Source organism: Robertmurraya dakarensis (assembly GCF_900156875.1).
GTDB lineage: Bacteria > Bacillota > Bacilli > Bacillales > Cytobacillaceae > Robertmurraya > Robertmurraya dakarensis.
The window spans coordinates 629,260-645,932 of record NZ_LT707409.1 but is presented as its reverse complement, the minus strand read 5'-3'; the positions used below and the strand labels follow the sequence as shown (position 1 = coordinate 645,932).

The window sequence follows — 16,673 nt, the reverse complement described above, 5'->3', positions numbered from 1 at the left end:
TATACTTAATATTTGGCTGATAGATCATTTCTAGACTTCCTTAAATTAAAACACTGGTTGAAGCCCAAGATCTTTTCGTATTTGTTTAAACTCTTCCATGATTTGATCCCCGTCATACCCTTTTTGATTTGCAGTTTCCACCCACATATCCCAGGCAGTCTCAGCAGCACGTTTAAACTTATTTTTTTCCTCTTCAGACCATGTAATGATTTCTCCTCTTCCTTCAATTAATTGTTCATACTCGTTCCATATTTCTGGTAATAATTTTTCAACATCTTGTATTAAAAGCTCACTTAATTCAGGTAATAATTCTTCTACAAAAAGCTCTCTTAAGTCCTCTGACATTTCTTCAAGTGCACCAGTCCTAATCATTGGATCAAGACCTATTGTTTGTAAAGGGAAGTTCAAGATATACGGTGCGGGTTCATATAATTTTAGACCTTGGGCTCCTATCGGGCTATAAGTCGCAGCATCGACTACCCCTCGATCAAGAGCTGCATAAAGCTCGTCATTAGGCATAAATACAGGTGTAGCTCCTAAACTTTTCAAAACCTCATTCCAAACATCACTCGCAACTCTGATTTTCATTCCTTTTAGATCTTCAACCGTTCGAATTTCCTTTGTACTGAATAAGACATACGGATCCGTTGTAACACCTTTTTTGGATACAGTTACTTTATCTGGCCAATCTCCTGTACCATGTAACTCAAAATACTTTGTTATAGCATCCGAAGCATCTCTTGTGTTCTCAAAAGCAAAAGGAAGGTCAAAGACCGTTAATTTAAAGAGATCTGTATCAGGATAATAACCAATTGTACCGTGGGTTATATCGTAGAGTCCTCCTTGTAAATCTTCTAAATGCGTACCAGATCCTCCTAATGCACCACCAGTGAGAATGTTTATCTTAACTCTTCCATTCGTTTTTTCATCTACTATTTTTGCCCAGGGTTCATAGGCTAAAGAAATATTATGATGTGTTGAAGGTAGCCAAGTATTTAGATCTAATTCAATTACTTCATTTTTATTTGGGCTGTTAGGATCATTAGAATTATCATCCGTGTTACTAGTTTGATTCCCTACACATGCAGAAAGAATTAATACAAATATAGAAATCATCGTTATTGAAAAAAATATGTTCTTAAGTTTCATGTTTTTTCCCCTTTCTAATCTGGTTTAAATAATGACGTCTTCACGATAGATTCGGGATCAAAATATTTGGATGCTCATGACTTATCATCCCTCTTAGAAACCGCTTTCTTTTTCATCTTAAAAAGTGTGATTCAGATAACTTTTAATACTGAGATAGTCCCTTTTATATAAACTGTAAGAAGTAGCTTACTAAATTGGTATACTCTAATAAGCAGAATATGGAATAAGCAATGCAATCTCGGGAAAAATGATCAACAATGCTATTAGGATAAGCATTGGTATGACAAATGTTAAGCTCCCTTTAAAGATCTTTTCCAATTCCAATTCGGGTGCTACACCATTAAGAACGAAACATAACATTCCAACTGGAGGTGTTATCATTGCCATTTCAATTACGATAACAATGATTACTCCAAACCAGATTAAATCTACACCCAATCCCACGAGAGTAGGTAAGATGATTGGGATTGTAATTACAATCATCGCCAATGAATCCATTACTGCTCCAAGGATTATATACATTAAGATGACTAGCAATAATACACCTAGAGTTGAGGTAGTAATAGATAACAAAAATTCTCCTAGAATTGTAGGGATTTTGGTTATCGTTAGAAAGTAGTTCAAAATGAATGCACCAAGGATTATCGCAAAAATAAAGCTAGTCGTCTTCATTGTGCTGGTAAGAGCTTTAGCAAAACTTCCTATGGACATCCTCCTTTTAATTATGGCAATAATCAATGATCCAAAAGCACCTACTCCAGCAGCTTCAGTCGGACTGAATAACCCAAAATACATTCCTCCGATTACTAAAGTAAATAAGATCACTATCCAAAATATAGACTTAAGTGATGTGAATTTTTCTTTCCAAGCTACTTTTTCAACTGCAGGTCCACGTTCAGGATTTAATAAGACTAATACATAAACTGTTAACATATAAAATAATGTTAGAACTATCCCTGGAATAATACCTGCCAATAAAAGTTGACCAATAGAACTTTCCGTAATAATTCCATAAATAATAAAAGTTGTACTTGGAGGAATTAATATCCCTAGTGTCCCACCAGCCACAATTGATCCGCTTGTTAAAGTTTTATCGTAACCTGATTTCAACATTTCTTTCGAGGAAATCACGCCCATAGTACCCGTATTGGCCAAACTTGATCCAGAAGCTGCTGCGAAAAATGCGGAAGCACCTATCGTAGCCATTCCTAATCCTCCTCGCAAAGAACCTAACCACTTTCTAAACATATTGAAAAGTTCACTTGTAATTCCAGAAATAAAAAGCAGCTCCCCCATTAAAACAAACATTGGTATTGTACTTAGATTATAGCTCGCAGTATGCTGCCAAACGACAGTATGAAAAACAGTAGACAGAGTTTCCCAACCACTAATATAATAAATTCCCATGATTGCTGGAACTGTCATTGAAATTGCGATTGGCACTCTTGCAGCCATTAATAAAAACATAGCAGCTATTCCAATGATCCCGATTACTTCAATTGACATTGTGACCTCCTTTAAAAACAGACTCTCATATTTCCACTTTTCATAGAAATCAAGGTTGCTGTACCAGAGGAAAGTTCTCTCTTTTTCTGAATATTATCTTCCGACAAAGTTTTGTGGGTTATGAACGTCCTATACTGTTAGCTGTTTTGAAAAGAAATATGAGGCAAACCATTTAACTTTCTATCTGAATATCCTCATCCTTTGTTTTGAATACTCCGAAAACCTGCATAAAAGCAACGAACCCCCAGATAATAAACCCGATCCCGATTATAAATAAGAAGGGATAAAGTGGAACTTTTAGCAACAAGGATGTACGATACGAAACAAAATAATCAATAGCAACTTGAATATTTACCCAACCTATTAGTTCACAGACAACAAACGTTAACAGATATGAAATTACGTCAAGGACTTTTTGAATCTTTTTGGGTAATCGATCAACAATAAGACCTATCGATACATGAGCTTTTATTTGCTGAACATACGGCAAACCCATCATGATCACAACGATCATTAAGAGCTGGACAATCTCGTAATCTCCCATTATAGAATGATTAAGATTCCGCAAAATTACTGCAATGGTTATAAAAACCATCATAAAAGCTTGAGTAAACAATGATACATATTTGGCATATGCAGAAAAAGAATTAATAAACTTGCTAATGATATTAATCAAGAACACCTCCTAAGCTGTGACTTCTTTTCTTAGTTAAGATTTACGTAAATGCTCATTCTTCAACAATTAACTCGGAATTAATCCTGATCGAATTAGAAATTGTTGCTCTATTTGGGGAAGTCTTTATTACAGTTTCGTGAATCTTTTCAAATTGATCTTTAGTACCATTTCCTTTAACATGAATCGTGTAATTTACGTCCTTAAATGCAATCGGTGCTGTTGGCTCCACTTCAAGGAACCCCCGCAAATCCAATCCTGCCTGTAAATTGATTTCTAATTTCTCCATGTTAATTCCTAGTAGTGAAGCACCAACAGAGTAACCAACTATCATACAAGCACCCATACCTCCCAATAAATATTCCTGGGGTGTTGGATTTGTATTTTCACCTAGGAGTTGTTCGGGCTCATCAATGACAAAAGAGAAATTTCGTTCTAATTGTTGCTCACCAAGTGTAATTCCGGTTGTAGTAACTTTTGATTTTGTCCCGCCAAGCCATTTCAAATTAACATTGTAATCAATCATTCCGGCTTTGGCATTATTCGTAATTTCTTTTTTGTAATCATTTAATGCAGAAACATTAATGCCATTACTATTATTAACAGAGTTTTTAGCCAATTTTCATTTCCCCTTTTTGATTGATTCTTTTAATATCAAGTCGCTTTCAAAGATCAAATTAGACATACACTAGAAGAGAGTCGCAAAGTAATCATAAACAGAGACAACCAGGATAATTCTTCCATTTTCATGTTCGGAAACTACGAAAAACTTCTATCACCTTTCAGTAACCGCCTTGCAATCGTACGTTTTTGTATTTCCGTTGTACCATCGGGCACTCGCTGTGATCTAGCCCATCTCCATGCTTTTTCAAGTTTTAATTCATTGGTTAGCCCCATGCCTCCATGAACTTGCATGCAACGGTCTACCACCCTTTGTACCATTTCAGTTGAAAATGCCTTTATCATTGAGAGTTCTTTAATTGGTGATTCAGGCTGATTCTCTATCTTCCACGCGCAATGTAATAACATATTTCGTGCAGCATAAATATCCATAGCACAATCTGCAAGCATCATTTGTACCGCTTGATGATTACCAATTGTTACACCAAACGTCTTCCTTTCATTAGCGTAGTCAATCGCTTTATTTAAAGCCCATTGTGCTATTCCTATACAGGTGGCTGACATTGTGATCCTACCTCGATTAATCCCGTTCATTGCTTTACCAAATCCTTGGTGTAGTTCACCGATAATATATTTTTCATGCACTCGGGCATTCTCTAGCGAAATAATGCCGGTATGTCCTCCTAGATTCCCTAGAATGGAAATCACCGAGGTGCATACACATGTTTCTCCGTCAAATGGTACTAAGAAACAAGTGATTCCTCCTTTCCTTTGTGACGCTAATTCTGGATCGGTAATAGCAAAAATCATTGCATACTGAGCATAAGGTGCAAATGTAATCCATTGCTTTGTCCCATTAATAACCCAATAATCCCCGTCCTTTTTAGCCCTTGTCTTCATACCCCATACATCAGAACCTGCATCAGGTTCACTTAAACCAAAACACAACTGGGTTTCCCCATTCGCTACTCCTGGTACAATTTCATCTCTAACTTCCTTTTGCAACCCTAACAAAACAGGTGTTAAGCCACTCGTAAACAGGCCAATTGGAAAAATCTCCTCCACAAGCGGGTCGTGACCATATTTTCTATACAAAGCTTCGTGAATAAGTGCAATACTTATTGGTCCAAATGAATCCCCTGTCCCTCCTAACTCCGGCTCGCCAAACATATTATAAAAACCAGCCTTGGCAGATTTCATTCTCACAGTACGTTTAGCTTCACGAATTTCCTTGGAATATGCTCCATTTTCATCGTAATATTTTCTTTCGTTTTCCAAATATTCACGATATTTCTTTTTGAGGGGAACAACTTCTTGGTCAATAAATTTATCAATCGATAACAAAACCTCTCTAACATCATCCGGTATCCTATAATCAATCATTTATAAATTCCTCCTTACTATCGGAAATTGATAAATCTATCTATCTCTTATATCCTCAGAAAATAATTGCAGATGGCTTTCAAAGGATATTACTATATGACGTCTCCCCAATGCTTAGAAAAAATGCTTCATTTACAATTAATACCTTATTAGTACTTCTAAATTATTTATCGAAGAGAGAAGGAATATCTGATGGAAGATCAATTGACGCCTTTGATGACCAAGCAGGTTGACGTTTTTCCATGAATGCTCTAACACCCTCTATAGAATCAGGTTGTGTTCTAGTCCAATCAAAATATTTTTGTTCAGTATCTGCTGCTTCAACATAATTGGATTGACTAAGATAGGCCCATAATTGTCTTTTGGTTAATGCAACTGATACAGGTGCACAATTCACTGCTATTTCTTCTGCTAAACTAATAGCAGTTTCTAATACTTTTTCCTTTGGAACAGCTTGACTAGCTATTCCCATATCAACTGCCTCTTTTCCTGAAAAAAGACGCCCAGTAAGCAATAGTTCAGTTGCTTTAGAAATTCCAATCATTCTAGGAAGTATCCAATGTGAACCAAGTTCGGGTATGATTCCTCGCCTTACAAACACAAAGCCTAACTTTGCATCTTCTGCCACAATGCGTATGTCATACTGTAATGGCATCGTGATTCCTACCCCTACTGCATGACCATTAATTGCAGCTATTATAGGTTTTCTCACATTAATGGGATGACAATGCTTAAAATTTTCTTCATGCATCGATTGGAGCGCCTCATCTTTTTTATTTGGATTAAAGGTTGATCCTGAGGAATTTAGTTCTGCACCCACACAAAAAGCCTTACCTGCCCCAGTGACTACAACGCAGCGTATTTCATCGTCTAAATCCAATCTTGCAAATGCATCATGTAATTCAGAATGTAATCGCCAAGTAAACGCATTCATTTGTTGAGGGCGGTTGAGTGTTACTATTGCAATGCCTCCCCTTCTCTCAACTATTATGTCTTTATAATTTCCCATTAGGTATACCCCCTGTAAAATTAGTGGATTATTTATAAGAATTATATACAGAATTTTCTGAATAATATATTAGTTATCAACTTCGATTCTTTAGTTTTAATAAATGTTTGACCAGTAGGAGTTAATCAAAACATGAATGACGTGAAATATCTTTATCTAAAGTATTTGTCCGTAAGGGCGATACACTGTTAGAGGATGCATAATTTGCAAATAATCCAGTAATAGTAATAGGCACAAATAAAATACGAGGATAAAAGCCAACCTGCTTTCAATCCTCGTAGTGGTTTTACTTAATTTTCTGAAACTTATTTCTAACATGTTGTTGAATAACTTTTATAAATACTGAAAGGTATATTGGATGATATTCTTTTTCCTTATAAAGATAACTCCAATTTAAAGTTAGTTGTCCCTCATCTAATGCAATAAAAGTCAAACCCCTACTTTGATCAGAACTCCAGGAGTTAACAAAATATTTAGGTAAGATACTTATCCCAATATTTTTTACTACCAAATTACGAGTAGCTTCAATGCTGTCAGTATAACAAACAATGTTATTTTCAATTTCTGAACCTAATTCTGTTAAAAGAGCCTGTTTTATCATACTACTCCGATATAAAATAAGCGATTCATCATACAGATCCTTCATATTTAACTTTGTAAATTTTGCGAGTGGATGTGTTTCAGACATCGCTACAGAGAAATTAGAACGAAAAAATCTCTTACACTTAATATTTTCAAGTTGTTGATATTTTTGATACAATGTATCCGTTAATGAAATAATAGAGATATCCAATTGGTCCCTATCAAATAGATCTAATAATTCAACTGATCCCGCTTCAGTAACATTCAAAGATACATTTGGATATTGTCTATTAAAATCTGCCATAATATCCGGAAGGATTGTACTTGTTGCTATTGGACCTAATCCAAATCGAATAGAGCCACGATTAGGATCTTTAATCTCTGCAACTTGTCGATCAAATTCCTTTACTGATAGCAGCGCTTGTTGCATGATTGGTAAAATTAGTCTCCCTTCATCCGTAAGTTGGATTTTTCGACCCTGTCTCTTGAAAACTTTTAATCCGATACTCTCTTCAAACTTCTGAATTTGCTGACTTATGGTTGGCTCGGAAACATAAAGTTGTTGTGCTGCTTCTCTTATGGTTCCATATTTGACGACCTGATGTACATATTCAAATCGACGAAGAAGCACCCATATTTCCCCCCTCTAAACTTTTTATTACTGATAGCCATAAATAAACCTGGAAGGAATTAAAAACTAATTTTATTAACTAGAATGTACCATTTTCAATATAGTCTATTATTAGTCTATTAATAATTTTATTTTAATTTATTAGAGTAATCCGCAAAATATGCTATTTCTTCTACTTAATGACTAATCTCTGTGAGGGTTTTAAACCTTTGAGCTGGTTACCCACCTATAATACCCTTAGCAGGGAAGCCAAAAAGGAGGCACAGCACTCTTCCATCTAAAAACAGACCCTGTTTACAAGGTCTATTCGTTTCATTCCACATTTTCAGCTTGTTTTTCTAAATACTCTCTGCGGATTTCTGATAATGCTTTACCACTGTCTTTGTGAATAGCGAACACATACGTTTGAATACTAGACCATCCATAGATATCCTTTAACCATTTCTGCATGGAAAGTTCTTCCCCGTCTACAAGAACATTCCCATTACTTAGAAGAGTTCCTTCATCTTCACGGTCTTTAGCCATGATGATATCCCCTTCCTTAACAACTCCCCATTCCAGCATCGCAACAATCTTAGGAAGACTGCGTCGGGTAAATTTTTTGCCACTTGGTTTCTTTATTCCTGAAGATCTCTCTAAAAAGGTCACATAGTAATCATCGTAGCTAGCTAATGGTAAAAGCTTTTCAACATTAATATAGATTTCACCATTAATCTTGTAAGGGATCAATTTATAGCAGCTCATATTCACCCCATTACTATTTAACCAAGAAACAGCTGATAGCGTTTGGTCATCAAAGTCAGATGCCACTAAAACAACTTTTTGAGATCGATTAAAGCTATTCTCAGCACCGTTTACCGTTAAAAATTCATCCAGCTTGCGTTTTCCAAGTTCGGTACTTGTTAGAGAATTATGTTCAAATTCGCTTCGATACTTTTCAATATAAGGTGCATAGATTTTATTTACTAAGTCATCTGGATCTTTGATCGTTGCATAACTTGCAGCATAGCGGATCGCTTGGAATTCAAAAGCTTCCTTTCGTGATTCAATGTCCCTAAGATTCCTTTTTATCTCAATTAAAACAACATTGCCGTCTTGATCAACAGCCGTTAGATCGCTTCGGCCATGAAGGGCATTTCTAACCTGTCTACCAACGATCAACATAGATTCTTCTTCTTCACAAATCATATAAATATTTGATCTTAATAACTCCTCAATATCATTCTCTTGCATGTGAAGTTTAGAGAATGTTACATGTGCTATTTTTACAGCTTTATTGGAGTCTATCTTATACATGCAATCATTTCCCCTTCCATTCCAAAGAGCACATATTTGATACTCACACTTTCATTTAGAGTAGCAGACAATTCCTAAAATATTTAAAGACACAGGATTTAGCCTTTAAGAACCATGAGATTTGCATTCATCATTTAGCTGAGCCAACATCTCTTTATGATCATGATTTATTATCAGCACATCATTAACCCTCGATTGCTTAACAGGAATATTATCAAAAAACAGTACACCCTTAAGCTCAATGGGACCTTCAGAGAGGAATCGTCCATCCCTTTTTTTCACAAATTCCATGTACTCAAGTAATTCACTTAATCCCCTTATAGCATAACTTCTATTTGTTGTATGTTTGACTTCACCAATCATTACCTTTTCCAGTGTGCCGCTTCCTCTTCGGTACAACTCTAAGAGAAGATCTGGACGCCCACTCCATAAGGTACCTGTATCAACGCTTTCGCCAAACACTTCATTTGCAATAACAGACGTTTTTTCCATTGCTGCAATTTTTCTTTCGATGTAAGGATTGTACATCTCTCTAGCTTCATTAGTACCTATATGAAAGGATAGATGGCCTGAACCGATAGAATCATGGTAGAGACGATAGTCAAAATCTTCATCCTTCCAGCTGGCAAATAAATTTTGCCCCCCATCTAGTACCTCAAGCTTTACATTTTGGGAAAGGTGCTTAACGATTTGACTAGCCCAATAAAGCTCGAATAACACTTCAGGCTTGTCCGGAAAAACAAATGTCTCTTTTAAAAGCGATCCAATTTCTGCTTCATTTAGTTTCTTCGATTGTAACCGCCGGTATAAAAGGAACAATTTAGCCGCATCACGATACAAGGGATTGCGGTGCTTTACGGTATCTTGAAGCATACGGTCTGTTATCTCCACTTTTTCTAGCGAAACTCGAGAAAGATAAACATTGTGATGATAAATTTGATAGATAATCGGTTTTAATTTATTCCATTCAGCAAACCAGCCATAATTCATGAACCTTTCTGTTTTCCTATCAAGGATCGTGTTCAATAACCCAATAAAGGCCTTTAACACTAAATTCTCTTTAATGTAGTAATTTCGAGATTGTTCTGTACATGAAAAAATGGTTCGATCTTTATAACCAACCTCTAATCTCTTTTTCAATGTAGCTCCCCAATCAACCCTCCCACGAATCTCCCCATGATAGGTTTCGCTAATACTAGTTGTCGTCGTTTTGAATCTTCTTATTAAAATTGGCAGTCTTCTAACATACTCCTTTACCTCATTTTTCAACAAGAAATGAATCATAATTAGCTGTTCAAGATTCGTAATATCCAAATGAGCTTTTCGAATAAAAGAATTAACTCCTACGTTTCCTGCCTTTAAGTACACAACAAGAAAATCACTGACCTCTTCAATAAGTTCTTCTGTATTTCGTTTCATCATCTACTCCCTGATATGAAAAAAATCAGCAGCAAAATCCTTTAGACGTTCTATTTCAAATTCGTCCATTTGTCCAAGTTTCTTAATAAACTCAAGAATTTCAGACTCTAGTAGCCCTTCAAATTGCGGTAGCACATATAAAATCACCGCGGATGTGAAATCTCCGTCCTCTTCTGTAAATTGGGCAATATCCTCAACAATGGCTGGACCAATCTGCCTATATTCATTAATGAGTTTCCAAACAAAAGCAAGTATAGAAGAATACTCATAACTTTCTATTCCCCAAATCGTTAGATAGGAGTTCACAAGTTCTTCATTAATATGCCGTGGTATCCCCACAGGAATAAACGCAAATCTCCGCATGAACGCATAACTCATTTCATAAAGAGAAGCTTTATCAATCGTATTCATAGTTCCGATTAAGCGCCAGTCGTTTGGAATAATATAATCATGGTCATTCAAAAGCACGCTTTCCAAGTCGTTTTGCGGACGTACTTTTATTTGATTGTCGCTTTCCCCTTGAAAGCTCAGAACAATTGGATCACCTGTTAACGCAGAGAACAACGCCCCAAAAGCCTTATCAATATCAGCACGGTTCATTTCATCAATGATTAACCATTTATTCTCTGGCCTTAGTGTTTTTTCATCCTTAAAACAGTTGAGGAATAATCCCGGCCTGAAGGAAAGTGTCCCATCCGCATTCGGACGGCTTCCACCAATTGTTTCATAAGTTGACCAATCCGATGTAGCCGTGGTCATAACAAATTCTACACCGAAGCTTCGGCAAATCTCTTTCGCTAGTTTTGATTTCCCTGTTCCTGGAGGGCCTGTTAAAATGACATTCTTCCCTTTTGACAGAGCCGTTTTAACCTGTTTGATAATGAGCTCTTTATCTTCGAAAAACAAGTTCTCTAGTTTTACTTCACGGTCAAAATCGACGGATGGAATGGAAAAGCTACTTTCTCTAGAAGTCAAAAACTCTTTGTATTTTGTCATTCCTGCCGATAGTTGGCCCTTACCGAACTTTTTATTAACACGTTTATAATCGGGATTATCCTTTATTAACTTTACAATCGAAATGAATTCATCTAATGAACCAATAGAAAACAAATTACTATTAACTAAGTTTAGATTATGAATGTCACTACACGCCTTACTTAGTGCATAAATATAACCTTTTATTGTTTCCTTTGAATATAAACTTCCATTTTCTTGAATTTGTTCACTCAACCAATTTTCAAATTCATCTTTTAAATAAACACCCTGCACATCCCAATCCCCCTCGTATTATCAATCCTAATTTAACATTATATACTTTTAATCTCGAACTCCACTACTTTAAAAAGGAACATAGCCTAACTGGCTTCGATTGAAACGTAATAAATATATTTGTATAATCATCTATGCTTTCACTTTTCGTTGTCATTACGAGGGGTCTGTCCCTCAGTCTGCTTTAGTATTGAACCTAACCCTATAATCTGATTTCTATTATTAATTAATCCGCTCCATCAGTTTTGTAAAATTAGAAAATCATCTACAAATACTTTTTAATACTAAACTGAATTTCGCATGGTATAATCCACTGGGTTTTTCGACAAAAAATGCTGTCGAAAAATATTCGGCAGCCAAGGAAAAGTCTTATTATTGCCACTAAAAAGGTAGCAACTTTATTTTTCACCTATTTCTATTTTATAAGATTAGTTATATCGTTAGAATGTTCATTTATTTTTAGGTAGGTTAAATCGGGCTTTAAATACTTCCCGTCCAACGAAGTCGGAAAGACTGGCGAAATAACTTACCCCAGTTTTGGTGTTCTTTTCACTTCCTTAATAACACTCGGGAGATTAATCCAAGATTCTAGCACAAATGTTACAAATTCCTCATTTATCTTGAATTCATTGACTCTCGCGAACTCTTTTACTCCATTTGCAGAAGCTACACCATTCCTGGAATAAAGAACAACATATCTGCATCCTGCCATCCCTTTTTCAAGCTGTCTATAGGCAACTATAGAAAACCAGTACTGAAAAACTTTACTTAATCCTCTTAATTTGACACTAATCCAACAAGAAGCTTTTCATCTAAGTGATTGCCACTTCGATATCGTGACTGATAATATCTTCTTTTCTGCTCATAATCGATACGGTATTAGCATCAAAAGAAAATTATAGTTTTAGTCCTTCCTTTTTTCATAATCCTCAACCTGGTGTTCGGCTTTTAAGAAAGTATTACTAAATACCAAAATGCCCAAATTTCTGATCATTTGTCACCACTTAATATCTCTCCAAAGAATTGTAATGAAAAAGGATTGGAGGCAAACACGATTTTATCGAATTTGCCTCCATTTGTGTCACGGGGGCCTTTTCTTATTTTTTATGGATATCTTTGAACTCATTTTCAAACTCATCAAAGGAACCAACTTTAGCGAAATCAATTCTAAATCGTACATGAGACAGTTTGGTTATCTTCACTGAATCTATACCTACATTTTCTAACATTTGATATGTAACCAATGTGTTTACTGGGATTTGAAGAACATGACGTAGCAACCAATGACCTAACAATCGATTTGGATTTGTCATTAATGCTTTACCGTTCTCTTGACATATCTTCGCAGTATATTCTAGACCGTCCGGTAAGACTAATGTAAATGGTGTGCCGGGTTTTCCACTTCCCAACTCATAAGGAAAGAATCCTTTAAAATCCCTATGAATCCAAATAGGAACAGGTATATATAGTTCGTCATGGTGTCTAGCTCTACCACCAGCATTCCATTGATTTAAGCCACTACTTCTATGCACTTCCCCATCTTGTGCAGAATATAAAGGTAAATAAACATATTCTAGAGTTTCTTCTTTTTCTATTACAATTTTTAAGGGAGTCCCTGACCTTTCCAATAAAAAGGCATATGGATCCTCTAATATTTCAACATCTAATATTTCAATTGGATTGTTCGTAATAAATCTTTTAAATAATGTACTCTTTGGTATGTAAAAGTTATATTCGGCATCCTTGTCTTTAAATGCTACTGCGTTTTTAGTTCTTTTAACGTTCTTAATGGAAGATAAATCTATAGTATTCATGTTCTCTTCGTAAAGATTAAACTTTCCTTCTTCTCTTGTTACTAAATGATATATCATACTATTCAAACCGTGGGCTCTCATTGTAAAGTTGATTCGGTCATTTCTCATCTTAGAAACCATTTCTACAATTTCTTCTGGTTTCTTTGCTTCAAATGTATTTGCCTCTTTATTAAACTCAGCAACCTTCTGAAGTGTCTTTCCATTACCGTGCATAAATGTTTTAAGTCCAATTCCTAACTTAGCTTTGGCAGCATCAGCAGAAACATCACCCCGGCTCAGGTTTTCCGCATTAAAAGCACGACAAAAGATATTCTCTGCTGCACGATAGTACAAGTATGGAACTGGACTTTCAGAGAAAAGATTAGATAGAGAACCTACTACTTTTAATAACTCTAAGTATAATTGTTTCTCTTCATTAGATTGCTTACGATAAAACATATGTATCATCCCCATAATATTTCGTAATTTTTGTCAGTATGATTAAAGACTGATTATCGGGGTTCGAAATATAGTATTTAATATTGATTTTTCATTCTTACTTTTTAAACTGATACAGTCTGTGCCATTTCATGTATTCATTCATCTTTAAATTTATAGAGATAGTTGCACTTTCCTTTAATCCCATCTGATGCTTGATAATTTCGGGCATCTTGGGGGATATTTTAATTAATCCATGCTCATTAAATGTAATATAACCTCTATCAAATAATATATCATGATTTGGACAAAGTAACAGACCATTATTACTATTTAGGCGTTCTTCGTCAGTACATTTATTCCACGGTTTTATATGACTAGCAATCAAAAAAGGCTCTTCAATCTCACAAAGTGCACATTTATTAGACCTTTCAAGAAGCGTTCGTTTAAACTGTTGCTGACCTTGTCTTTGAAAGACCTCTCTAAGAACTGAAGTATTTATTGCCTCAACCTCATCTAACTCTTCTAATATTTCTTCAAATCTTTTTAGATTTTCCTTTTTCAGTTCATTGTATGAGAATGGCTCAATAATGAATATACCATCCTCTCTTTCAGATGTTATTCTTCCTAAGCCAAGTATAATGTTGTGGCCTTTTTTTACCTTACGTAAAATTCCAATTGGAATTTTATTTATTAAATTATATCTAGCAGCATCGATATCGCTTTTTTTTCGATTATCTTTTGGACTATTAGGGGGTGCCATTTCAATTCGAATGAATTCTGCATTATTTTCATTTTTCCATATTATTTGCTTGCCATAATTATTTTCAGATTCAGTAGCCTGGTATGATAATAGATATGGTTTTCCTGCTGGCTTATAGAAGCCTCTGATTAAATCATGTAAAATATGCTTTTCTGGAACAAAAGAATCTGGCGGTAGCCGATCTGTTGAGTTTTCACCCTTAATTTCTTTTTTACCTATTATTAATTGACCTTTTAAATATTCAAATTTTTTTAGTATTCCTTTATGCACATTATCCAAAAGTATTCTCCTCTAATCTTAATTATCAACTTCAACAAAATTTAATATGAGAAATCCCTATTTTTATTTAATTATAGCATTAAACATTTTTACAATAATTAGTCATCTCATTTTTGTTAATTAGTTTTGTTATTCAATGCCATAAATGTAGAAAAGTTAAATATTTACAACTTTATACGAGGGAGCTCATTAACGGAGTAAATGAAAACCATAATAAATTAGACAAAAAATAAATTTTAATATACTAAATTCCAATATATATGGAAGTTCTTATTTATAGATTTTGGAAGATGTAAATTGTTGAATTAGTGATTTATCTGAGTACTTGGAAAGCTTGAACATAATAAAAAAGGTAGCCAATAGACTACCTTCTAGGAATGAATAATATCTTTTTCTATCTCTTCAACCTCGACAGATGTATGGAGGGCTTTTAAAATTTCTCTAGCTATTAATGCTGCGACATCAACAGAAACTGCATTTCCAGCTTGTTTATATAATCTCCCATCTGAAAAATCTCTCCCCTTATATTGACTAGGTAATTCATATCCAAACCCAATAGGGAATCCTTGAATTTTAAATGTTTCAGCTGGGGTTAACTTTCTAACACCGTCACTTACTTTAATTAGTGGAACATTATGTCCACCAGTACCCATATTTGCAGTTAAGGTTGGACAAACTCCATTCTTATTTTTTCTTACATACATCCCTCTTCTTACTTGGTAAAACTGAAACTCTTCATCAATTTGTTCATCTATGTTAACCCTTTGTTCTTTTCTTTCATCTTCATCTAATCCCAAGTATTCTTGTTCATTTAAGAAATACAATGGGTATTTCTCTTTAGTATAGTAATATTTAGCGTTTTCTGTTTTTGTTAAATGGAGATCAAGGACTCTTCCTATATCCTCCCTTCGTTGCTCTTCAGTTTTATTAACTTTATATTTTTCAATTTCCTCAAAAAATTTGAATCGGTTTGCTACTTTTGGATCTAAAAAAGCAACTATATAAATCCTCTCTCTATTCTGAGGTAATCGGGTTATATCTTTTGTATTAATAACTTTTTCTTTAACTGTGTACCCTAACAATTCTAATTGTTCCTTTATGACTCTATACGTTCTCCCTTTATCATGTGTTTGTAAGTTTTTTACATTCTCAAGGAGCAGAACAGATGGTTTCCCATGTCTTTCATCTAACAATTTTATTAGTTCAACGATACTCCAAAATAAATTTCCTCTTTCATCATCAAACCCTCTTCTATATCCAGCAATTGAAAATGCTTGGCAAGGAAAACCTCCGACTAAAATATCTATTTTTTGTTGAAGCATATCTTCTTGCATTTTAAGATATTTATTTCTCTCTACTTCATCCTGTGCTCTTTCTGGTCTTACTACTTTTTCAATGTCACCATGGAATACTGGATGTGGGAAATTGCAGCGATATGTTTCAACAGCGTACTCATCAATTTCATTAGCCCATACTATGTCATAACTGTCACCTTCAAAAGTGGTATTCTGAAAACCCCAGTCTATACCACCTACCCCAGCAAATAAACTTCCTACTGAATATCTCAAATTCATTTCCCCTTACATCGTATTTATATTAACAATAATATCATTCACCACTTGAAAAATCAATTTGTTTTTTCAAGTTTTTATAGTTTTCAATAAGAGTTCTTAATGAATCACTTCTGTTCTTCCCTTTAAAAGATTCAATGAATTTTATTTCTTCTTCTGTTAGTTGAAAGGTATATCCTTTCTTCTTAAATTTTTCAGGAATTACCTTTCTTCCGGAACCTTCTCTAGTCCCCCCCCAACTTTTGCCCAACTCTATCACCCTTTAATAAGTATTAACAATCAATTATATCA

General features: G+C 34.8%; 14 protein-coding genes. All 14 read right to left on the bottom strand.

Annotated features, from left to right (window positions below; translation table 11 throughout):
* Window positions 1–45 precede the first annotated feature (45 nt).
* The 14 genes from dctP to CZ487_RS12090 all read right to left on the bottom strand — a co-directional run bounded on the left by dctP (window position 46) and on the right by CZ487_RS12090 (window position 16,632).
* On the bottom strand, window positions 46–1,149 hold the full coding sequence (dctP, locus tag CZ487_RS12160) for a TRAP transporter substrate-binding protein DctP (protein ID WP_077212421.1): 1,104 nt from the start codon (window positions 1,147–1,149) through the stop codon (window positions 46–48).
* Between the two features lie 204 nt (window positions 1,150–1,353).
* Window positions 1,354–2,655: a TRAP transporter large permease gene (locus CZ487_RS12155; RefSeq protein ID WP_077212420.1), complete on the bottom strand. Its 1,302-nt coding sequence runs from the start codon at window positions 2,653–2,655 to the stop codon at window positions 1,354–1,356.
* A gap of 172 nt (window positions 2,656–2,827) precedes the next feature.
* Window positions 2,828–3,331, bottom strand: coding sequence for a TRAP transporter small permease (locus CZ487_RS12150; protein ID WP_084783241.1), 504 nt, complete (start codon window positions 3,329–3,331; stop codon window positions 2,828–2,830).
* Window positions 3,332–3,383: 52 nt separating this feature from the next.
* Window positions 3,384–3,947, bottom strand: coding sequence for an OsmC family protein (locus tag CZ487_RS12145; RefSeq protein ID WP_077212419.1), 564 nt, complete (start codon window positions 3,945–3,947; stop codon window positions 3,384–3,386).
* A 140-nt stretch (window positions 3,948–4,087) separates the two neighbouring features.
* Window positions 4,088–5,332 carry an acyl-CoA dehydrogenase family protein gene (locus tag CZ487_RS12140; protein WP_084783240.1) on the bottom strand — a complete coding sequence of 415 codons (1,245 nt, stop codon included), beginning with the start codon at window positions 5,330–5,332 and terminating at the stop codon, window positions 4,088–4,090.
* 163 nt (window positions 5,333–5,495) lie between these two features.
* The gene (locus CZ487_RS12135; RefSeq protein WP_077212418.1) at window positions 5,496–6,341 is read right to left on the bottom strand and encodes an enoyl-CoA hydratase-related protein; all 846 of its coding nucleotides are present in this window, start codon (window positions 6,339–6,341) and stop codon (window positions 5,496–5,498) included.
* A 286-nt stretch (window positions 6,342–6,627) separates the two neighbouring features.
* Window positions 6,628–7,554: a LysR family transcriptional regulator gene (locus CZ487_RS12130; RefSeq protein ID WP_077212417.1), complete on the bottom strand. Its 927-nt coding sequence runs from the start codon at window positions 7,552–7,554 to the stop codon at window positions 6,628–6,630.
* A gap of 312 nt (window positions 7,555–7,866) precedes the next feature.
* Entirely contained in the window at window positions 7,867–8,850 is a 984-nt protein-coding gene (locus tag CZ487_RS12125; protein ID WP_077212416.1) for a PDDEXK family nuclease, read from the bottom strand.
* Window positions 8,851–8,955: 105 nt separating this feature from the next.
* Window positions 8,956–10,272, bottom strand: a complete 1,317-nt coding sequence (locus CZ487_RS12120; protein ID WP_139339568.1) for a hypothetical protein — start codon at window positions 10,270–10,272, stop codon at window positions 8,956–8,958.
* The gene (locus CZ487_RS12115) at window positions 10,273–11,538 is read right to left on the bottom strand and encodes an AAA family ATPase (RefSeq protein ID WP_077212414.1); all 1,266 of its coding nucleotides are present in this window, start codon (window positions 11,536–11,538) and stop codon (window positions 10,273–10,275) included.
* A gap of 1,097 nt (window positions 11,539–12,635) precedes the next feature.
* Window positions 12,636–13,790 (bottom strand): phospholipase D-like domain-containing protein, encoded by a 1,155-nt coding sequence (locus CZ487_RS12105; RefSeq protein WP_077212412.1) that lies wholly within the window; start codon window positions 13,788–13,790, stop codon window positions 12,636–12,638.
* Window positions 13,791–13,887: 97 nt separating this feature from the next.
* Entirely contained in the window at window positions 13,888–14,802 is a 915-nt protein-coding gene (locus CZ487_RS12100; RefSeq protein ID WP_237562961.1) for an HNH endonuclease, read from the bottom strand.
* Between the two features lie 380 nt (window positions 14,803–15,182).
* Window positions 15,183–16,379, bottom strand: a complete 1,197-nt coding sequence (gene dcm / locus CZ487_RS12095; RefSeq protein WP_202617829.1) for a DNA (cytosine-5-)-methyltransferase — start codon at window positions 16,377–16,379, stop codon at window positions 15,183–15,185.
* 40 nt (window positions 16,380–16,419) lie between these two features.
* The gene (locus CZ487_RS12090) at window positions 16,420–16,632 is read right to left on the bottom strand and encodes a hypothetical protein (RefSeq protein ID WP_077212409.1); all 213 of its coding nucleotides are present in this window, start codon (window positions 16,630–16,632) and stop codon (window positions 16,420–16,422) included.
* Window positions 16,633–16,673: the final 41 nt, after the last annotated feature.